General features: G+C 71.7%; 17 protein-coding genes. 9 read left to right on the top strand and 8 right to left on the bottom strand.

Going from position 1 to position 19098, the window contains the following annotated elements:
- Positions 1-203 precede the first annotated feature (203 nt).
- The gene (locus ABT004_RS02455) at positions 204-2978 is read left to right on the top strand and encodes a helix-turn-helix transcriptional regulator (RefSeq protein ID WP_351330942.1); all 2775 of its coding nucleotides are present in this window, start codon (positions 204-206) and stop codon (positions 2976-2978) included.
- A gap of 220 nt (positions 2979-3198) precedes the next feature.
- Here the strand turns inward: ABT004_RS02455 and ABT004_RS02450 are convergent, their stop codons facing one another.
- Genes ABT004_RS02450 through ABT004_RS02440 form a run of 3 tightly spaced genes read right to left on the bottom strand, consistent with a single transcriptional unit; the run spans position 3199 to position 6412 of the window.
- Positions 3199-4398: an FAD-dependent monooxygenase gene (locus ABT004_RS02450; RefSeq protein WP_351330941.1), complete on the bottom strand. Its 1200-nt coding sequence runs from the start codon at positions 4396-4398 to the stop codon at positions 3199-3201.
- Between the two features lie 16 nt (positions 4399-4414).
- Positions 4415-5665 carry a DUF3500 domain-containing protein gene (locus ABT004_RS02445; protein WP_351330940.1) on the bottom strand — a complete coding sequence of 417 codons (1251 nt, stop codon included), beginning with the start codon at positions 5663-5665 and terminating at the stop codon, positions 4415-4417.
- Between the two features lie 24 nt (positions 5666-5689).
- A complete protein-coding gene (locus tag ABT004_RS02440) occupies positions 5690-6412 on the bottom strand; it encodes a FadR/GntR family transcriptional regulator (RefSeq protein ID WP_351330939.1) in 723 nt (240 codons plus the stop codon).
- A gap of 91 nt (positions 6413-6503) precedes the next feature.
- Between ABT004_RS02440 and ABT004_RS02435 the strand changes: the two genes are divergently transcribed.
- Positions 6504-7367 (top strand): fumarylacetoacetate hydrolase family protein, encoded by an 864-nt coding sequence (locus ABT004_RS02435; RefSeq protein ID WP_351330938.1) that lies wholly within the window; start codon positions 6504-6506, stop codon positions 7365-7367.
- 10 nt (positions 7368-7377) lie between these two features.
- On the opposite strand, the gene ABT004_RS02430 is transcribed toward ABT004_RS02435, so the two are convergent.
- The 3 genes from ABT004_RS02430 to ABT004_RS02420 all read right to left on the bottom strand — a co-directional run bounded on the left by ABT004_RS02430 (position 7378) and on the right by ABT004_RS02420 (position 10824).
- Complete coding sequence (locus ABT004_RS02430; protein ID WP_351330937.1) at positions 7378-8640, bottom strand: hypothetical protein; 1263 nt, start codon at positions 8638-8640, stop codon at positions 7378-7380.
- Positions 8641-8810: 170 nt separating this feature from the next.
- Positions 8811-10202, bottom strand: a complete 1392-nt coding sequence (locus tag ABT004_RS02425; protein ID WP_351330936.1) for an MFS transporter — start codon at positions 10200-10202, stop codon at positions 8811-8813.
- A 10-nt stretch (positions 10203-10212) separates the two neighbouring features.
- The gene (locus ABT004_RS02420; RefSeq protein WP_351330935.1) at positions 10213-10824 is read right to left on the bottom strand and encodes a hypothetical protein; all 612 of its coding nucleotides are present in this window, start codon (positions 10822-10824) and stop codon (positions 10213-10215) included.
- A 123-nt stretch (positions 10825-10947) separates the two neighbouring features.
- Between ABT004_RS02420 and ABT004_RS02415 the strand changes: the two genes are divergently transcribed.
- The 5 genes from ABT004_RS02415 (at position 10948) to ABT004_RS02395 (ending at position 13953) form a co-directional block, all read left to right on the top strand.
- On the top strand, positions 10948-11880 hold the full coding sequence (locus tag ABT004_RS02415) for a LysR family transcriptional regulator (RefSeq protein ID WP_351330934.1): 933 nt from the start codon (positions 10948-10950) through the stop codon (positions 11878-11880).
- Between the two features lie 63 nt (positions 11881-11943).
- Positions 11944-12366, top strand: coding sequence for an aspartate 1-decarboxylase (panD, locus tag ABT004_RS02410; protein WP_351330933.1), 423 nt, complete (start codon positions 11944-11946; stop codon positions 12364-12366).
- Positions 12367-12399: 33 nt separating this feature from the next.
- Positions 12400-12744 (top strand): GNAT family N-acetyltransferase, encoded by a 345-nt coding sequence (locus ABT004_RS02405; protein WP_351330932.1) that lies wholly within the window; start codon positions 12400-12402, stop codon positions 12742-12744.
- Between the two features lie 44 nt (positions 12745-12788).
- Complete coding sequence (locus tag ABT004_RS02400) at positions 12789-13442, top strand: aspartate/glutamate racemase family protein (RefSeq protein ID WP_351330931.1); 654 nt, start codon at positions 12789-12791, stop codon at positions 13440-13442.
- 67 nt (positions 13443-13509) lie between these two features.
- The gene (locus ABT004_RS02395; RefSeq protein WP_351330930.1) at positions 13510-13953 is read left to right on the top strand and encodes a nitroreductase family deazaflavin-dependent oxidoreductase; all 444 of its coding nucleotides are present in this window, start codon (positions 13510-13512) and stop codon (positions 13951-13953) included.
- 332 nt (positions 13954-14285) lie between these two features.
- Here the strand turns inward: ABT004_RS02395 and gnd are convergent, their stop codons facing one another.
- Positions 14286-15725 (bottom strand): NADP-dependent phosphogluconate dehydrogenase, encoded by a 1440-nt coding sequence (gnd, locus tag ABT004_RS02390; RefSeq protein WP_351330929.1) that lies wholly within the window; start codon positions 15723-15725, stop codon positions 14286-14288.
- Between the two features lie 113 nt (positions 15726-15838).
- Between gnd and ABT004_RS02385 the strand changes: the two genes are divergently transcribed.
- Complete coding sequence (locus ABT004_RS02385; protein WP_351330928.1) at positions 15839-16810, top strand: acetylxylan esterase; 972 nt, start codon at positions 15839-15841, stop codon at positions 16808-16810.
- A gap of 87 nt (positions 16811-16897) precedes the next feature.
- The gene (locus tag ABT004_RS02380) at positions 16898-17974 is read left to right on the top strand and encodes a transglycosylase family protein (RefSeq protein WP_351330927.1); all 1077 of its coding nucleotides are present in this window, start codon (positions 16898-16900) and stop codon (positions 17972-17974) included.
- A gap of 27 nt (positions 17975-18001) precedes the next feature.
- Here the strand turns inward: ABT004_RS02380 and ABT004_RS02375 are convergent, their stop codons facing one another.
- Positions 18002-19006, bottom strand: coding sequence for a DMT family transporter (locus ABT004_RS02375; protein WP_351330926.1), 1005 nt, complete (start codon positions 19004-19006; stop codon positions 18002-18004).
- Positions 19007-19098 lie beyond the last annotated feature (92 nt).

Raw genomic sequence — 19098 nt, 5'->3', positions numbered from 1 at the left:
CATGAGCACGCGCCGCCGCCTTGCCCGCGGCGGCGCGGCACCATCAAGCGGGTGGGCCTGTTAAGCCCCTGCGGCGATTGAGCAGCGGGGTCCGGGCCGGAGCCCCGAGGCGTAGGACCGGTCCAGCGAAACAGGCAAGTCCCGCGCCGCAACGGCCAGTTGACCACTCCCACCGCAACGTGACCCCGGGTTACCCTGACCGCATGCTGGTGGGTCGCACAGCGGAATGCGCACGGCTCGCGGACCTCGTCGACGGCGCCCGCACAGGACACAGCGCCGCCCTGGTCGTCCGCGGCGAGGCAGGCATCGGAAAGACCAGCCTGCTCGGCTACGCCGAATCCGTCGCCCGCGACCTCACACGACTGCACACACAGGGCATCGAGGCGGAGCACGAACTCCCGTACGTGGGCCTCGCGGACCTGTTCCGCCCCGTCACCGACCACCTCGGCCGCATCCCGGAACGGCAGGCCGCCGCTCTCACCGGCGCCCTCGCCCTCGGCCCGGCCATCGCCCAGGACCGTTTCGCTGTCGCCGCAGGAACACTCAGCCTGCTGGGCGCGATCAGCGAGTCCGGCCCTGTCCTGGTCGTCGTCGACGACGCCCAGTGGCTCGACCCGTACTCCCTGGACGCCCTCGCCTTCGCGACCCGCCGCCTGGGCCGCGAGGGCGTGGTCGCCCTCTTCGGCACCCGCGACAACGACGAGACCGCGTCCCGCCTCGCACCCGTGGAGTCCCTCAGCCTCCAGGGTCTCGACGCCGGCGCGGCGCGCGAACTCGTCGCCGAGGAGGCCGCCCAGCCGCTGCCGCCGCACGACATCCAGTGGCTCCTGTCCGAAGCCCGCGGCAACCCCCTCGCGCTCGTCGAACTCCCCGCCCTGCTCGCCCACGGCGGCCACCGCCCCGACAGCGGCGCCCCGCTGCCCATCGGCGACATCCTCGCCCGCACCTTCCACAGCGCCATCACCCGGCTCCCCGACCCCACCCGGGACGCCATGCTGCTGCTCGCGGTCCTCGGCCCCCGCCCCCTCGCCGGAACCGAACGGGTGCTGCGCGCCCACGAGTTGACCTACGCGGACCTCGAACCGGCCGAGCGGGCCGGCCTGATGACCGTCGAGGAAGGCGCGTACGTCTTCCGCCACCCGCTCGTCCGCTCCGGCGTCTACCACGGCGCGACCGCCGTCCGCCGCTGGCGCGCCCACCGCACCGTCGCCCGTGCCCTCCAGGGCGCCCGCGCCCCCGCCGCACTCGAACGCTACGCCTGGCACCTGTCCGAATCGGGCGCCGACCCCGACGAGGACGTCGCCGCCGCACTCGCGAAGGCGGCCTCCGGCGGCCCCGCCAGCCTCACCTTCCCGCTCGCCGCCCGCCTGTACGCCCACGCCGCCCGCTTCACCCCCGACGACGAGGGCAAGGCGCGCCGCCTGCTCGCCGCCGCCCGCGCCGCCCAGGCCGCCGGCTCCCTCGACGAGGCCGCCGGCCTCCTGGACCGCGCCCTCGACCACGCCGCACACGAACGCACCCGCCTGGACCTGCGCCAACTGCGCTGCTACGTGGACATCCAGCGCGGCCGCCCCGCCCGCGCACGCGAGCAGCTGCGCTCCGCCGTCGACCAGGCCCGCCGCGTCGACCCCGTGCTCGCCGCCGTCATGCTCGGCGGCATCACCCTCACCGAACTCGCCATCGGCGACCTCACGGCGGCCCGCGCCACCTCCGCCGAGTCGATGCAGCTCGCGGACGCCTTCGGCGACCCGGCGGCGGCCCTGCCGGTGCGCCTCCTGCACGCGCTGGTCGAACTCCTCGGCGGCAACGCGGAGGACGGTCGCGCCCTGCTCCACGACCTCGAAAAGCCGCTGGCCGTACCGGACTTGTCGTTCCCCTACCCGGTGTCGGGCGTCGGGGGCCTGTGCTACCTGGCCACCGAAGAACTCGACCAGGGCCACGCGCTCCTCGACCGCGCGGTGCACGCCGCCCGCTCCTCCAGCACGGTCGGCCTCCTCGCCCACCTCCTCGGCACCCTCTCCGTCGTCGAGTTCTGGCGCGGCGAGTGGAACGCCTCGCTCGCCCACGCCGACGAATCCGCCCGCCTCGGCGAGGACACGGGACGGGTCATCGAGGTGTGCCGCGCACTCGCCGCCCAGGCCCGTACGGAAGCGGTCCTGGGAAGGGAATCGGACTGCCGCAGCCACGAGGAGCAGTGCCGCTCCCTGGCCGCGGCCGCCGAACTCCCCATGGACGCGGCACGCGCGCGTGGCGCCCTCGGCCTCCTCGAACTCGGCCTGGGCCACTACGAAGAGGCGGCGGCCCACCTGGAGGAGGTACGCGCCTTCTCCCTCGCCAACGGCCGCGGCGACGGCCTCTACCTCCCCTGGGCCGCCGACCTCGCCGAGGCCTACGTCCATCTGCACCGCACCGACGAGGCGTACGAGGTGCTGCGCGTCCTGGACCACGAGGCGGGCCGCGGCAGGCGCCCCATCACCGCCGCGGCGGCCGCCCGCTGCCGCGGCATGCTCGAACCGACCTACGTAGAGCGGCACATGGATCGAGCCATCGCCGAACTCGCCGACATCCAGGCCCCCTTCGAGCGGGGTCGCACCGACTTCGCGTGCGGCGAGCTGCTGCGCCGCCTCGGCCGTCGCAGCGAGGCCCGGCGCCGCTTGCAGCGCGCCCTCGCCGCCTTCGAACGTCTCGGCGCGAGCGCCTGGGCGGGCCGCGCCGCCGCCGAACTGCATGCCGCGGGCGGTGACCGCGTCGACTCGGGCCCCACGCCCCTGGACGGCCTGACCCCACAGGAACTCCGCGTGGCCTTGGCGGTCGGCCGAGGAGTCACCAACCACGAAGCGGCGGAACAGCTCTTCCTCAGCGTCAAGACGGTCGAGTTCCACCTCGGCAACATCTACCGAAAGCTGGACGGGGTGCGAAGGCGGGCCCAACTCGTGCGCCTGCTCAGTGAGTCGGGCGCACCCCTGACGTTTTTCTGAGGCGCACAGACAGTGGGGGTGCCCGAACTGGGCACCCCCCGTCCCCCGTTGTCCCCCGTGGGTTCCCCGTTGTTCCCCCGTCGGATCCCCCGTGTCGAAAGCCCCCGTGTGCTTTCGTGTCTCCACGATGGACCCGGCCGGACCCCTGGACCACGGGGAAAACCCTGGGATCGGGGCCAGGGGCCTACGGCAATCGGTGTAGACGGGTAAACGGTGCAGGTCAGGCGGGTGCGGCCGACGCGTCGTAGCCGTAGATCCACCCACTGCGCAGCAACGGATCCGCGTCCCCGAGCGCCGCATCCCGTGCCCGCTGTTCCGGGCCGTCCGGGAGGTGGTTGGCCTCGGCGCGGGCGTGGCTCACCTGTTGGAGGCGGGTGGTGCGCGGGATGCGCCGCGACTCGTAGCGGGCGAGGGCCTCGTCCGGGGCGTCCGGGGTGGCGGTGAGGCAGCGGGCCAGGACCGCCGCGTCCTCCAGCGCCTGCGCCGCCCCCTGGCCGTAGAACGGGAACATGGGATGCGCGGCGTCGCCGAGCAGGGTCATGCGGCCCAGGGTCCACGAGGGCAGCGGCGGGCGGTCGTAGAGGGCCCAACGGCCGGGGATGGCGCCGGACTTGATGAGCGCGGTCACCCGGTCGTCCCAGTCGGCGAACTCCGCGTGGAACTCCTCGATCGTGGCCGTCGCGCTCCACGACTCCGCGGTCTCGTCCGTCGACGGGGCGAAAGCCGCCACGTTCACGCCCGCGCCGCCGGAGATCGGATAGTGCACGAAGTGATGGCCCGGGCCGAGCCACAGCGTCTGCGCGCGGCGCAGTGCGAACGCGGGTGCCGCCTCGGCGGGTACCACCGTGCGGAAGGCGCACAGGCCCGCGAAGGTGGGGCGTTCCGGCGCGGCGACCGTCGCGCGGACGAGCGAGTGCATGCCGTCCGCACCGATGACCAGGTCGGCGTCCGTGCGGGACCCGTCGGCGAAGGTCAGGCGCACCCCGTCGGCGTGCGGCTCGACGGCCGTGCAGCGCGCGCCGAGTCGCACCGCCTCGTCCGGCACCGCCGACCTGAGCGCGTCGAGCACGTGGGCGCGGTGCGCCGTGTACGTGCGCTCGCCGTAGAGGCGCTCGCACACCCCGTCGAGGCGTTCGGCGGACAGCACCGTGCCGTCCTGCCAGCGGCGGAACTCCCAGCCCCAGTCGAGCGGCACGGCCCGGCGCAGCGCGGAGTCGATCACGCCCATCGCGCGCAGCGGCCGCACCGCGTTGGGTGCGAGCACCAGGCCCGCTCCGACCTCGGTGAGCGCGGACGCCTGCTCGTGGACGGTCACGGCCAGTCCGGCGCGGTGGAGGAAGGCGGCGGCCGCCATGCCCCCGATGCCGCCGCCCACGACCTCGATCCGCGGTCCCGCCTGCTGCCTGATCCCGGCCCTCATCGTGCGTCCTCCTCGGTCACCGGTGACGCCCCAGTTGCCACTGTCGCACCCAGCTGCGTCCGTAGTCATTGCCGTGCGGCGTACGCAGCACGGTGTGCACGTGGAACGGCTTGGGGGAGTCGTGGTCGAGGAACACCCCGCAGTGGTGGTCGAGTTCGGCGATGACCACGGGGGACTGGACGCGGTAGTAGAAGACGTCGGCCGGTCCGTGTCCGCCGATCCAGCAGAACCACGTGTCGTCGAGGTGTGCGCGAACCTCCCGCATCCGGGCGGCGCGCGGCCCCGAGGGGAGCAGCTTGTAGAACTCTTCCACGGTCGCCCACACGAACTCCCGTGCCGCGTCCGGCATGTCACTTGCGCGGACGCCCTCGAAGGGGATCACCCGGTTGTCCTGGAAGGCGCCCGCGAGGTGCCGCTCGTCGCCGGGGTGCACGCGGCCCTCGGGCATCGCCGGATCGACCATCCGCTCGTACACGGTCGCCGCGGCGCGCTGCCCAGGGGTGAGTGCCGCCATGATCCGCCGGCCCAGCGCGATCCGTTCGGTGAAGGCGTTCGCCCCGGCGTGCGGGCCGGCGTCGATCAGGTTCGGCTCCGCTCCGAGGAAGGCCGGGCCGATCGTCGAACGCCCCTCCACGACAAGGTAGTTGACCGCACAGTGATGGCCGAACAATTGCCAGCCCCACGGCGCGCGCTCGTCCGGCGTGCCGTACAGGGCGAAGTTGTAGCTGAACTCGCCCAGGATGTTCTCCAGGCCCACGACCTCCCCGAGGAAGCCGTTGATCCGCATCATCGTGCGGACCTCCTCGTACCCCTCCGGGCTCAGGGACGCCCGTATGAGGGCGAGCGCCGCGTCGCGTACCTCCGGTGGCTGGAATTCGAGCCGCAGACCGGTGTCGAACTGAAGGAACTCCGGGTTGGACCACGTCTGCCACTCCACGGCGTCCACCGGGTGGCGGATCCGGTCCCGGCTCTTCGGGTCGAGCAGATCGAGCAACTCCCGTGCCCTGGGGGTCATTTCGGCGACGGGTGCCTCCTCACCGGGCTTCGCCGGTTCCAGGGGGTGGATCCCCTGGCGTACCGCGCCGTCCTCGGTGATGCCCGTGAAAGCGTTCTTGTAGAGCGGACGCCAGCCCCGGATCAGCTCACCCGTGAAGGTGCCCTCGGCCCGCGCGAACTCCCGATAGGCGTACGGGTAGAGGCCCTTGAGCGCCTGGATGCGCGGGTGACCCGGCGGGAAGAGGTGGTCGCGGTACTCGGCGGACGGCATGCGGTGTCCCTCCCGGTCGGGCTGCTACGCGGTCGTGTTGTGCAGGGTCACGGCGGCGCGCACGGCGGCCTCGTCGCCCACGGCGATCGCCTCGACGAGGTCCTCGTGCGCCCGGCACCGCTCCGCCCGGTAGCGCTGCGAGGCGTCCGTGTCCTCGTCGAGCCGGGAGGAGGCGGAGGAGTTGAGGTGGCCGAGCGTCCCGGTGTAGACGGCGGCGGCCATGCGGTTGGGGCAGATCGCCGCGATCCGTTCGTGCAACGCCCAGTTGGACCGCATGAAGCCGTCCCAGTCCGGCGCCGCACGCAGCCCGTCCAGCAGCGCGCGCAGCTCGGTGACGTCCGCGTCCGTGCGGCAGCGGGCGGCGCCGATGTCCACCAACTCCTCCAGGTGGTCGCGGAGTTCGATGGCGTCGGCGACCGTTTCCGGCTCGTCCCGTACGTCGAGCAGCGTGTGGCGGAGCCGCACCACCGGGCCGCGGGCGGCCACGAAGAGGCCGCCGCCCCGGCCGGGCCGGATCTGGAGCACACCACGGTCGCGCAGGACCCGCACGGCCTCGCTGACCGTCGAATACGCGTAACCCGTCTCCTCCCGCAGGGAGTCGAGGGTGCCCACCGGGTCCCCTGCCGACAGGCCAAGTGAGCGGATCCGGGCGTCGAGGTCGGCGGCGAGCTGCTCGGCGCGCGTGCGGCGGGGCGCGGAGCCGAGGCCGCCGAGGACCGCTTGACGGGCCGCTGGTTCGTCAGGCATAGTCGCCATCGAAGCACAAACCTCCGAACCTTTAAAGGGATTGAACCTTTGGCGGGCGGGCTCGGAGGACCCTCCGGACTGGGAGCAGTGCATGCGCATCGTGGGGATCCGGCGAGCCGGCAGCGCTACAGAAATGGCTCAACTCGCCGACGACGGACGGGAGATCACGGTCCTTGCGTCTCTGGACGAGTTCTGGTCCGACCCGTCCGGCCATCTCGCGAGGGGCGCCGAGGGGTCCGTACTCGATGCCTCGTCCGTGACGTTCGTACCCCCGGTGCGGCCCGACGCCCGCGTCATCTGCGTGGGCCTCAATTACCTGAAGCACGTGGCGGAGGGCACCTTCCGCGACACTGAACTGCCCTCGTACCCCACGCTGTTCGCACGGTGGGCGCAGTCGCTCACCGTCGACGGCGCCGAGGTCCCCGTGCCGTCCGGCGAGGACGGTCTGGACTGGGAGGGCGAAGTGGTCGCCTGGGTCGGGGCGCCGCTCGTGGACGCCACCCCCGAGGAGGCGCTGGCCGCGGTCGTCGGCTACTCGACGTTCAACGATCTCACCGCGCGCCGCGCCCAGAAGCTCACCTCGCAGTGGATCCTAGGCAAGAACGCCGACCGCTCGGGGCCGCTCGGCCCCCTGGTCCCCGCGGCCGAAGTCGGCGACCTGCGGGCCGGGTTGCGCGTCGTGACCCGGGTCAACGGCACGGTCGTCCAGGACGGCGGGACCGACGAGATGGTGTACGGGGTGGGGGACACGCTCGCCCACATCTCCCGCACCTTCACCCTTCGCCCCGGCGACCTGCTGGCCACCGGCACCCCTTCCGGCGTCGGCTACGCGCGCACGCCGCCGTGGCTGCTGCACCCCGGCGACGTCGTGGAGGTCGAGGTGGAGCGGCTGGGAACGCTGCGCAACACGGTGGTCGGCAACGAAGCGCGCCACGCCCCCACCGCCGCGTGCTGACCGGCCGGGCTCAGCCGGTCTTCTGCAGCGCGCGGAACTGCTCGAACGACACATTGCGGCCGAGGGTGCCGCCCTCGCCCCGCCGCACGGTGCGGTTGGCGTACAGAGGGTTGAGGATCCACGGCATCTTGTCGCCGTCCCAACCTGAGGCCATCGACTCGATCTGCAGGCCCCCGTAGGTCGCCACCGCCAGTTTCCCTGTGTCGCGGAACGCCTTCATCTGCTCGGTGAGGTAGTTCCTGCTGCTGTCGAACCACTGGGTCATGGAGACGAAGTCGTTCCACTTCTGCTGCGTGAACGGCTGCTCGATGGCGTCCCCGATCACCTGCCAGACCTGCTGTTGCGAGTCCAGGTGGTAGCGCTTGGCGAACGTCGGGGACACCAGGTCGTGCATGTGGCCCTTCCAGAACTCCACCAGGGAGAACTCCGTGGCGAGGAACCTCTGGTCCGAACGCAGGGTGGGCACGACGTAGTTGATGTACTTGGCCGCGTTCTGCAGCGACGTGACATGCGGGTGGATGTCGACGCCGTCGATCTCGGGCGTCTTGTTGACGAACCGCAGCCACCGCTCGGTCGCGGGCGTGCGGGCCGCCGGGTCGTCGAGATTGTTGAGCGCGCCCATGTAGAGGCTGGTGCCGGAGCCCGCGCCGCCGTGCTGCTTGCGGTACGCGATGACGTGCCGGGCCAACGCCTCGTAGAAGACGTTGAGGGTCTCGTTGCGCTCTTCCTTCAGCGTCTCCAGGAAGGGCTCGTTGCCGATCGTGAGGATGTCGACCTTGCCGAGCACGGCGGCCAGCACCCGGTCCACGAGGGCCAGCAGATCCTTCAGTTCGGGGCTGCCCGGCGCGGGGAGCGGACCCTTCGTGGGCCCCAGAAGATAGGGGAACTTGAGCGAGAGGATCGTCTTGCGGCCGTCACCGTGCGCGGCCAGGAGCGCCTTGACGGCGCGTTGCTGCGTGACGTCCCCGTCGAGGTCGCCCGGCGTCATCGGGACGAAACCGCGCACCCAGGTGGCCGAGAGCGCCTTCAGCTGGGGGGCGCCGAGGCCCGCGGGGTCTTCATTGAAGTTCACGCCGAGGGCGCCATCGGGCGCGCCGCCCGGGAGCTTGCCCGCGGCGGCCTTCCCCTCGACCGATTCCGAGGCCGACTTCGACGGCGAACTCTTCGCGCCGGCGGGCTTGGGGTCGTTCGAGAACGGTGAACACGCCGCCGCGAGGAAGGCTGAACCGGTGACGCCCAGGAGCATGCGGCGGGATGTGGTGTGGCGAGTCACTGCTGTCCGTTTCTGTGTGTGGGGGGATCGCTGTCCACTGCACCGACACCGTAGGCACGGATCTGCGCGCAATTGATTCGCTGTGACAGCCCCGCGACATCATCCGGACAACGCCAAAACCCCGGTCACACAAAAACCAACAGGTGTGACCGGGGTGGTGGGACGACGGATCAGGCGCGGGCCTCCACCGCCGGGGCCGAACCCGGCAGCGGCCGTCCTGCGGACTCCGCCGCGAAGTAGGCGGCCACGGCGCCGATCGCGCCCGCCGCCATCAGGTAGTAGCCGGGCACGTTGACATCGCCTGTCGCCTGCACCAGCAGGGCGTTGACGACGGCGGTCGTGCCGCCGAACAGCGAGACCGAGATGTTGAACGCGATCGACAGACCGCCGTAGCGGATGTCCGTCGGGAACAGCGCCGGGAGCGTGGAGGGGATGGTGCTGTTGAAGCAGAGCAGCATCAGCGACATCAGCACGAGGCCGAAGAAGACCGACGTCAGGGTGTTCTGCTGAATCAGCAGCACGGAAGGAACACCGAGCACGATCAGCATGCCGCAACCGAAGTACAGCACCGGCTTGCGCCCGATGCGGTCCGAGAGCCGGCCGACGAAGGTGATGAGCAGCATGCCGACGGCGAGGACCGAGATCTCCAACAGCTGCGCCCAGGTGGTGCTCACCGACGGGGCGAACTTGTCGATGTACTCCAGCATGTACGTCGTGAGCATGTAGTTGGTGACGTTGAAGACGAGCACGAGGCCCATGCAGATCAGCATCGGGCGCCAGTGGTCGGTGAAGACCCGGCGGATCTCCTTGAGGGTCTGGTTGTCCTCACGGTGCTCCTGCTTGGCCAGGGCGGCCTTGAACGCGGGGGTGTCCTCCAGCTTCAGGCGGAGGTAGAGCCCGACGATGCCGATGGGGCCGGAGATCAGGAACGGGATGCGCCAGCCCCAGGACAGCAGGTCCTCGTGCGACATGACGCCCGGCAGCTGGATGACAAGGCCCGCGACGCCGCCGAGGAGATAGCCGGTCAGGGTGCCGAACTCCAGCCAGCTGCCGAGGAATCCGCGCTTCTTGTCGGGGGCGTACTCGGCGATGAACGTCATCGCGCCGCCGTACTCGCCACCGGTCGAGAAGCCCTGCACGAGGCGGGCGAGCAGCATCAGCAGCGGGGCGGCGGGGCCCCACGTCTCGTAGCCGGGGATGAACGCGATCACGAACGTGCCGATGGCCATCATGACGACTGTGATCGACAGCACCTTGGTGCGGCCGATGCGGTCGCCGAGCGGGCCGAAGAACATGCCGCCGATGGGGCGCACCAGGAAGGCGACCGCGAACAGGCCGAGGGTGCCGATCGTGCCGACGGTCTGGCTCGCGCCGGTGAAGAACACCGCGGTGAGCACCGGGGTCAGATTGGCGAAGACGCCGAAGTCGAACCACTCGGTGATGTTTCCGATGGCCGCGGCGCCGACGGCTCTCCTGGTCACCTTGGGGTCGGTCACCAATGTCTCGTCGGCCGGGCCCGCCGTGGTGTCGGAAGGCTCGGAAACGGTGTGCGCGGCTGGCACGTACTACTCCTCAGAATTGCGCGGTACTGCGGGTGGGACGCCCACACAGGGGCTTCGGGTCGATCCAGTGGACGAGGGGGTGGGGGAGGTGCTGCCCCGGCCGGCGTGCGGTGCGACCGGCCTCCAGGACGAGACCGGACGCTGGGAAGACGAGGAGCGCGACCACCGAGGCCACCACGGTCGTGGTGGTCGCCGCGGAGCTCGCGGGCGCGAGCAGCGCCGTGGCGAGGACCGGCAGGCCGAGGCCCAGACAGGTGGCGGCAGGTGTGTGCACACCGAGGGCGGCGCTCGCTCCGGCGCGGCCGAGCCCGTGCCCGAGTCCGGCGAACACGGCGGCGCCCAGAGTCGCCCAGGTCGACGTTCCCACCGTCAGCGACAGCGCGGAAAGGCTCACCAGCAAGGCGGTGAGACCGGCGAACTGCGCGCAGCGGCTGCCGAGTTCGGCGGCCAGCGGCTGCGCGAGCGTCGAGCAGACGAGAACGGACAGCGGAACACCGCAGACGACGGCAGGGCCGCTCTGCCCCGAGACGATCAGGACAGCGGGAACGACGGCGAGAAACAGGCCCGCCGTGGCCCAGGCGAGAAAGCGGACGGCCCAGACCATGGCGAACAGGTCGCGCATTCCCGTCGGGACGATCCGATTCCGGCGCGGGAAAGGACTCTTGGACAGCACCCGGGAAGAGTGCCAGGCGTAACTCATCGACACAATTACACGATCTTGCATGTGACCGTGCAGGATAGTTGGATGATCGATCCCAAGCTCAAGGTGCTGCAGCTGGTCGAGGCGCACGGCGGAGTGACCGCGGCCGCCGAGGCCACGGGGCTCAAGCCGTCCACGGTCTCGTACCAGCTGAGGCAGCTCGCCGAGCAGGTCGGCGTGGTGCTCATCGAGCCCGCGGGCCGCGGCATCAAGCTGACCGCCGCCGCCCGTACGCTGCTCCAGCACGCGGCCGTCCTGGAGGCGCAGTGGGAGCGGGCGCGCAGTGACCTCGCCGCGATGGCCGACGTACAGACCGGCTCGTTCACGCTCTGCGGGTTCTCCACGGCCGCCACGCATCTGCTGCCGTCCACCGCCGCGACCCTGCACGAGCGCCACCCCCAGCTCGGGGTCCGCCTGGTGGAGGCGGAGCCGGCGCGCTGCTTCGAGCTGCTGCTCACGGGCGAGGCCGACCTCGGCCTGGTCGTCGTGACGGCCGACTCGCCACCCCTGACCGACGAGCGCTTCGAACAGCAGCCGCTCCTCGACGACCCGCTCGACCTGGTCGTCCCGGCCGACCATCCGCTGGCGGCGCGCGAGCGGGTGGTCCTCGCGGACGCCGCCCGCGAGACGTGGATCGTGGGCACACCGGGCACCACGTACCACGACCTGCTGGTCACGGCCTGCATGGCCGCCGGGTTCATGCCCGACATGGGTCACCAGTGCGACGAGTGGGACACCGGTACGGCGATGGTGGCGCACGGCCTGGGCGTGATCCTGGTGCCGCGCCTCGCCCGCATCGACACCGAATGGCCCGTCGCCCGCATCCCCCTGTCCGGCGAACCCGCCCCCGCCCGCCGCATCCTCGCCGCCACCCGCAAGGGCGGCGCGCGGCACCCGGTGGTGGCGCAGGCCCTCGACCTCATCAAGGCATCGGCGTCGAACCTGGTGCCCACCGGGCGCTCCGCCGCACCGCTGTAAACTCGCTCACCAGCCCTTGACCCGCAGGCCGCGGGCAGGGAGCCGAAGTTGAGGAGTGCCTCCATGCTGCGCACCATGCTCAAGTCCAAGATCCACCGCGCCACCGTCACCCACGCCGACCTGCACTACGTCGGCTCCGTCACCATCGACGCCGACCTGCTCGACGCCGCCGATCTGCTGCCCGGCGAGCTCGTGCACATCGTCGACATCGACAACGGGGCCCGCCTGGAGACGTACGTCATCGAGGGCGAGCGCGGGTCCGGTGTCATCGGGATCAACGGGGCGGCAGCCCACCTCGTGCACCCGGGCGACCTCGTGATCATCATCGGTTACTGTCAGATCGAGGACGCCGAGGCGCGTGCCCTGCGGCCGAGGATCGTGCACGTCGACCGGGACAACCGGATCGCGGCGCTCGGCGCCGATGCCTCGGAGCCGATCCCCGGCGGGGACGTGACACGCGGCCCGCACGCGGTACCCGCAGGATGAGACCCGGTCCGCCCACGACGCAGGAGAGAGCCCATGAGTGACATCGAGATCCGCGACGACCGTGAGCACGGGCTGCTGCGGGCCCGCTCAGGCGGCGAAGTCGTCGGCCACATCCAGTACTTCGTACTGGAAGAACCCGAGCGGGCGCTCGTCCCGGTGCACACCATCGTGGAGCCGGAGAACGAGGGCAAGGGGATCGCGGGCTCCCTCGCCCGCGAGCTGTACGCCATCGCCGCGGCCGAGTCGGTGGCCGTCGCGCCATTGTGCCCGTTCGTCGTCCGGTGGGCCGAGCGGCACCCCGGCGAGGCGCCCGAGGCCTCCGCCGACCTGCTGCTCGCCGCGAAGGCCGCCATCGAGGCCGACCCGGACAAGTGGTGAGACGGCCCTGCGCGCGGTGATCATCCGCGCGTAGGGTCCTGGCCATGAACCTGACGCTCGTGCACACCTCGCCCGTCCACGTGCCGGTCTTCGACGCCCTGCGCGACAGCGACCACCCGGGCCTTGAACTGCGTCACGTCGTACGCGAGGAACTGCTCGTGCGGGCCGGCGTCGAGGGGCCCGCCGCCGTCACCGACGAGGTCCGGGCGCTGCTCGAAGCGGCCGTCGCCGACGGGGCGGACGCCGTGCTGTGCACGTGCTCCACGCTCGGCGCCGTAGCGGAAGGGCTCGCCGCGGACGCCGGAGTGCCCGTACTGCGCGTGGACCGGCCGATGGCCGCGCGGGCCGTCGCCGAGGGGAAGCGGATCGCCGTGGTCGCCACGCTGCGCAGCACCCTCGGGCCGACGGCCGAGCTGGTCGAGGAGGAAGCCGCGCGGGCGGGGCGCCCGGTGGACGTGCGGACCGTGTTCGTCGAGGGCGCCTGGGAGCGCTTCCTCGCGGGTGACCGGGACGGCTATCTCGCGCTCGTCGCCGATGCCGTCGACGGCATCACCGACGCCGATGCCGTCGTCCTCGCCCAGGCATCCCTGGCCGACGCCGCCGAGCGGACCCGAACCACCACCCTGCCCGTGCTCTCCAGCCCACGCCCCGGACTCTCCGCCGCCGCCACGGAATGCGCGCGCTCCAAGAGCGTTTAGGTTGGAGGGAGTTGTCCGAACCGGCACAGGAGCCCCGGACAGGAATCCCGAACAGGAGGCAGCGCACATGACCGACCATGACACCGAGACCGTCGTCAGCCCCACCGGCTGGGTCGCCGAGCAGGCCCGCACCTACGAGGAGTCCGGGGGCACCAAGGGCACCACCATGCAGGGCGCCCCGTGCCTGCTCCTCGACTACGAGGGCCGCAAGAGCGGCCAGTGGCGGCGCACCGTCCTGATCTACGGCACGGACGGTGACGACCAGCTGATCGTGGCGTCGTACGGCGGCGCGGACCGGCATCCGGAGTGGTACCTGAACCTTCAGGCCAATCCCGAGGTCCGGCTGCGCGTGGGGACCGAGAGGTTCGCGGCGCGCGCCGAGACCCTGTCGGCGCAGGACAAGGCGCGGGTGTGGGACTCCCTGGTGGAGCTGTTCCCGCCGTACGCGGAGTACCAGAAGAAGACGAGCCGTGACATTCCCGTCGTACGGCTGCGCCGCACCGACGGCTGAGACCCGGCCGCAGGCGTGGACTCGTCGGGCGTGGGCACGCGAGCCGGGAGACAGTGGACAGGTCCCCTCCGAACCGTTGGAGGAACCAACGATGACCCAACCGTTCCCCGACCCCGTCCCGCCGACCCCCACACCCGGCCCCGGTCCGGGTCCCGGACCTGACCCGGGCCCCGGGCCCGACCGGCCCGAGCCCGGCCCGATGCCGGACCCGTTCCCGACACCGGTGCCCGAGCCCACGCCCCGGCCCTCGCCGTCCCCGACGCCGCCGCTGCCGGACCCGGACCCCGACCCACATCCGCCGGAGCCCGAGCCGTCACCCGCTTAGCGGACGCTTACGCGTCGACCTCGGAGCGGTCACCGCCCCACAGCGTGTGGAACGAGCCCTCCCGGTCGACGCGGCGGTACGTGTGCGCGCCGAAGAAGTCCCGCTGGCCCTGCGTGAGCGCGGCCGGCAGGCGCTCGGCGCGCAGCGCGTCGTAGTAGGCGAGCGCCGCCGCGAAACCGGGCGTGGGCACACCCTGCGTGGTCGCCGCGACCAGGACCGAGCGCCAGTCGTCCTGCGCCGCGGCGATCTCGTCGGCGAAGCCCTTGTCGGACAGCAGCGAGACCAGGTTCGGCTCCGCCTCGTACGCCGCCGTGATCCGGTCCAGGAACGCGGCGCGGATGATGCAGCCGCCGCGCCAGATCCGGGCCACCGCACCCGAGTCGATGTTCCAGTCGTACTCCTCGCTGCCCGCGGAGATCTCGTGGAAGCCCTGGGTGTACGACACGATCTTCGAGGCGTACAGGGCCTGTTCGACGCGGTCGGCGAAGGCCGCGGCCTCCGACTCGCCCAGCGTCACGGCCGTGGGTCCCGCCAACTCCCGTGACGCGGTGCGCAGTTCCGCGTGCCCGGACAGGGAGCGCGCGAAGACCGCCTCCGCGATCCCGGACACCGGCACGCCCAGGTCGAGCGCGATCTGCACCGTCCAGCGGCCGGTGCCCTTCTGCTCGGCCTGGTCCTGGACGACGTCCACGAAGGGCTTGCCGGTCGCCTCGTCCACGTGCGAGAGGACGTCGGCCGTGATCTCGATCAGGTAGGAGTCGAGGCGTCCGGTGTTCCAGGTGCGGAAGATGTCGGCGATCCGCGCGGGGGAGTACCCGGCCACGTCGCGCAGCAACTGGTAGGCCTCGCCGATGAGTTGCATGTCGGCGTACTCGATGCCGTTGTGCACCATCTTCACGAAGTGGCCCGCCCCGTCGGGGCCGACGTGCGTCACGCAGGGCGCGCCGTCCTTCGCCTTGGCGGAGATCTTCTCCAGCATCGGGCCCAGGGACTTGTACGACTCGACGCTGCCGCCGGGCATGATGCTCGGGCCGTGCAGCGCGCCCTCCTCGCCGCCGGAGACGCCCGTGCCGACGAAGTGGATGCCCTGCTCGCGCAGCTCCTTCTCGCGGCGCCGGGTGTCCGCGAAGTGCGCGTTGCCACCATCGATGATCATGTCGCCCGGCTCCATGAGCGGCGCGAACTCCTTGATCACCGCATCGGTCGGCTCGCCCGCCTTCACCATGACGACCAGGCGCCGCGGCCGCTCGAGCGCGGCCACGAAGTCCTCGGCGCTCTCGGTCGGTACGAAGATGCCCTCCTCGCCGAACTCCTCGACCAGCGCGTGCGTGCGGGACGCCGTGCGGTTGTGGAGGGCGACCGTGTAGCCGTTGCGGGCGAAGTTCCGGGCGAGGTTGCGCCCCATGACAGCGAGGCCGGTGACACCGATCTGGGCTGTTGTGCTCATGTGTGTCGCTCCTGGATTGGGAAGTTGAAAGATTCTGTTCAGACGGGAAAGGGGCCCGGGTTAGGTTTGCGTCCGATCCCCATCGTGGACTCTCTACGAATTTGGAGCCGTGCGTGCCTCATTTCGACCTGTCACTCGACGCGTTGCGCACCTATCAGCCGGAGTTGACGGCGCCCGACGACTTCGACGCCTTCTGGGAGAAGACCCTCGTCGAGGCCAGGGAGCGCGACCTGGACGCACGCTTCGAGCCCGTCGACGTCCCGTACACGGCGGTCGACGTGTTCGACGTTACGTACGCGGGCTTCGGCGGGCATCCCGTGAAGGGCTGGCTGGTCCTTCCGGCAGGCGCGAACGAGCTGCTTCCGGCCGTCGTCGAGTACGTCGGCTACGGCGGCGGCCGCGGCCTCGCGCACACCCACTTGCGCTGGGCGGCCGCCGGGTTCGCGCACTTCGTCATGGACACCCGCGGGCAGGGCAGCGGCGGCACCGTCGGCGACACCCCCGACCCGGTCGGCTCCACGCCGTCCCAGCCGGGCTTCATGACGAAGGGCATTCAGGACCCGCACGAGTACTACTACCGGCGCGTGTACACCGACGCCGTGCGCGCCGTCGACGCCGCCCGCTCGCACCCGCTCGTGGACGCGAACCGGGTCGCCGTCACCGGTGGAAGTCAGGGCGGCGGCATCACCATCGCCGTCGCCGGACTCGTGCCCGACCTGGTGGCAGCAGCCCCTGACGTGCCGTTCCTGTGCGACTTCCGGCGCGCCGCCACGCTCACCGAGCGTCACCCGTACCGCGAGATCGCGCTCTACTTGAAGGCGCACATCGGCGAGGACGAGCGCGCCTTCCGCACGCTCTCCTACTTCGACGGCATCAACTTCGCGGCGCGCGCCACGGCGCCCACCCTGTTCTCCGCCGCCCTGGAGGACCTGACGTGCCCGCCGTCCACGGTCTTCGGCGCGTACAACCACTGGGCGGGCGCCGACAAGTCGATCGAGGTGTACGCGTTCAACGACCACGAGGGCGGCGGCCCCTTCCAGCAGGCCGCACAACTCCGTTGGATTCCCGGGTACTTGAGGGGCTGAATCCCGCCAAGGTGGCTCAGGGCGCTCTTGTCCACTTCCGTAGGAGCGGCTAATTTGCCGCTCCTACGTGTGGCTGAGGGGGCATTCATGGCGTTACGCGGCCGGCACCGCCGGTACCAGCCGAGCCGGGTCAACCGGGCATCGCTCACCGTGACCGTGGGCGGCGTGGGCATGGCCATCCCGATCATCGGCGCGGGCACGGCGCAGGCCGCCGACACGCAGACGTGGAACAAGGTCGCCGCGTGCGAGTCCTCCGGGAACTGGAACATCAACACCGGCAACGGCTTCTTCGGCGGCCTCCAGTTCACCCGCTCCACCTGGGCCGCGTACGGCGGCACCGCCTACGCGCCGCGCGCCGACCTCGCCACCAGGGGCCAGCAGATCGCCGTGGCGGAGAAGGTGCTCAAGGGGCAGGGGCCCGGCGCCTGGCCGGTGTGCTCGCAGCGCGCGGGCCTCACCCGCGAGGCCGCGACACCCGACGTACGGCCGCAGACCACGCCGCAGTCCCGGGCCGGACGCGCCCAGATGTTCCGCGTCGTCAGCGGCGACAGCCTCTCCGGCATCGCCGCCGAGCGGTCCGTGAAGGGCGGCTGGCGTGCGCTGTACGCGGCGAATCGCGCCACGATCGGCGCCGACCCGGACCTGATCACCCCCGGGCAGCGCCTCGCGGTGCCGGGGACGCAAGCCGCGAAGAAGACCGAGAAGAAGGCCGCTGCCAAACCCGTCGCCAAGAAGTCCGACACGGCGAAGGCCACCACGCACCACGTCGTCGCCCCCGTCGCCGCGTCCCTCGGCACGCCCTACCGCGCCGCCGGTTCCTCCTGGTCGAAGGGGTACCACACGGGCGTCGATTTCGCGGTGCCCACCGGGACGTCCGTGAAGGCCGTCGCCGCCGGACACGTCGTCTCGGCCGGCTGGGGCGGCGCGTACGGCTACGAAGTGGTTGTCCGGCACGCCGACGGCAAGTTCAGCCAGTACGGACACCTGTCCGCGCTGTCCGTGAAGAGCGGCCAGCGCGTGGTGGCGGGCCAGCGCATCGCCCGCTCCGGTTCCACCGGGAACAGCACGGGCCCGCATCTGCACTTCGAGGTGCGGACCGGGCCCGGCTTCGGCAGCGACGTGGACCCGTTGGCGTACCTGCGGGCCCGCGGCGTCAGGATCTGAACCCCGCATCCGGCCTGAAAGCAGGCGTCAGGACCGGATGTCCTCGGTCGTCCAGCCCCCGCACGGAGGTTCCTGCCGGGCCCCCGGCGCGCGCGGCGGCAGCGGCACCGAGTCGAGCCCGGCCGGGCTGTCCGGCACCACGGGCGGGATCGGCTGTGCCGCTCCGTGCGGGACGGCGGCGACGACCGAGGCGCCCGCCCGGCGGCCCCGCCCGATGCGCTCCGTCGTCAGCAGGATCAGGCCGCCCGCCGCCACGACGCCGCAGCCGAGCGCGAGCACCGTGCCGATCGTGCTGTACCGGAACGATTCGCCGAACATCGTGAGGCCGATGGTCGCCGCCACCACCGGATTCACGACCGTCGCGGTCGCCAGCGGCGCGGCGAGCCCGGCGCCCCGGTAGGAGGCCTGCGACAGCAGCATGCCGGTCACGGCCAGGCCCGCGATCGCCAGGAGCGTCGCGAGCTGTTCCAACGGCTGCCCGGTCCAGTCCTCGGTCACGGACTTCGTGAACACCGACGCCATGCCGAACGCGCCGCCGGCCGCCACCGCCAGCAGCACCGCGCGTACCACGGGGTGCCGGTGCGCCACGCGGGCAGTCGACATCAGGGCCAGCACACCGCCTGCCGTGATCAGGCCGACGAACAGGCGCTGCGTCCCGTCCAGGGACTGCTCGGTCGTGGAACCGGTCAGCGAGAGCAGTCCCGCCAGCCCGACCGTCGCCATGATCGCGCCGCGCCAGGCTGTCGCCCCTGCCTTGCGACGCACCAGGAGCGCCGACATCGGCAGCGCGAGCACGATCGTGAGGGCTCCCAGCGGCTGCACGACGCTGAGCGGGCCGAAGGCCAGCGCCGCGACGTGCAGCAACGCGCCCAGGCCGTTCAGCCCTCCGGCGCCCCACCAGGCGGGCCTGCGCAGCGGGGCGTACGCCGCCTTGGGCGACGTCGCGGCCACGCGCTCCTGCACGATCGCCCCGCCCGCGTACGCGACGGCGGAGACGAGCGAGAGCAGCACGGAAAGCACCAGGTCGCTCATGTGGCGCCCCTGGAGGTGCGGCGTGGCGCACGGTCGCTTCTCATACCCTCCACGATGGCGCTTCCCTGCCCTCCGCGTCGTCCGACTTGAGC

Origin of the sequence: Streptomyces sp. NPDC002790 (assembly GCF_040295505.1) — a bacterium.
Classification (GTDB): Bacteria; Actinomycetota; Actinomycetes; order Streptomycetales; family Streptomycetaceae; genus Streptomyces.
Note: the sequence above shows the minus strand (reverse complement) of the source record. Positions and strands in the feature narration are given on the sequence as shown.

What these genes read in the sequence shown, in the direction of transcription:
- ABT004_RS02420 (WP_351330935.1), bottom strand. Translation starts at nt 10,824, where the DNA reads ATGCGCGACCTGTTCGCCATGGTCTGGGCCGTCCGCTTTCTCGCCTGG.
- ABT004_RS02415 (WP_351330934.1), top strand. Translation starts at nt 10,948, where the DNA reads ATGATCGATCCCAAGCTCAAGGTGCTGCAGCTGGTCGAGGCGCACGGC.
- gnd (WP_351330929.1), bottom strand. Translation starts at nt 15,725, where the DNA reads ATGAGCACAACAGCCCAGATCGGTGTCACCGGCCTCGCTGTCATGGGG.
- ABT004_RS02405 (WP_351330932.1), top strand. Translation starts at nt 12,400, where the DNA reads ATGAGTGACATCGAGATCCGCGACGACCGTGAGCACGGGCTGCTGCGG.
- ABT004_RS02455 (WP_351330942.1), top strand. Translation starts at nt 204, where the DNA reads ATGCTGGTGGGTCGCACAGCGGAATGCGCACGGCTCGCGGACCTCGTC.
- ABT004_RS02395 (WP_351330930.1), top strand. Translation starts at nt 13,510, where the DNA reads ATGACCGACCATGACACCGAGACCGTCGTCAGCCCCACCGGCTGGGTC.
- ABT004_RS02400 (WP_351330931.1), top strand. Translation starts at nt 12,789, where the DNA reads ATGAACCTGACGCTCGTGCACACCTCGCCCGTCCACGTGCCGGTCTTC.
- ABT004_RS02450 (WP_351330941.1), bottom strand. Translation starts at nt 4,398, where the DNA reads ATGAGGGCCGGGATCAGGCAGCAGGCGGGACCGCGGATCGAGGTCGTG.
- panD (WP_351330933.1), top strand. Translation starts at nt 11,944, where the DNA reads ATGCTGCGCACCATGCTCAAGTCCAAGATCCACCGCGCCACCGTCACC.
- ABT004_RS02380 (WP_351330927.1), top strand. Translation starts at nt 16,898, where the DNA reads ATGGCGTTACGCGGCCGGCACCGCCGGTACCAGCCGAGCCGGGTCAAC.
- ABT004_RS02435 (WP_351330938.1), top strand. Translation starts at nt 6,504, where the DNA reads ATGCGCATCGTGGGGATCCGGCGAGCCGGCAGCGCTACAGAAATGGCT.
- ABT004_RS02440 (WP_351330939.1), bottom strand. Translation starts at nt 6,412, where the DNA reads ATGCCTGACGAACCAGCGGCCCGTCAAGCGGTCCTCGGCGGCCTCGGC.
- ABT004_RS02375 (WP_351330926.1), bottom strand. Translation starts at nt 19,006, where the DNA reads ATGAGCGACCTGGTGCTTTCCGTGCTGCTCTCGCTCGTCTCCGCCGTC.
- ABT004_RS02445 (WP_351330940.1), bottom strand. Translation starts at nt 5,665, where the DNA reads ATGCCGTCCGCCGAGTACCGCGACCACCTCTTCCCGCCGGGTCACCCG.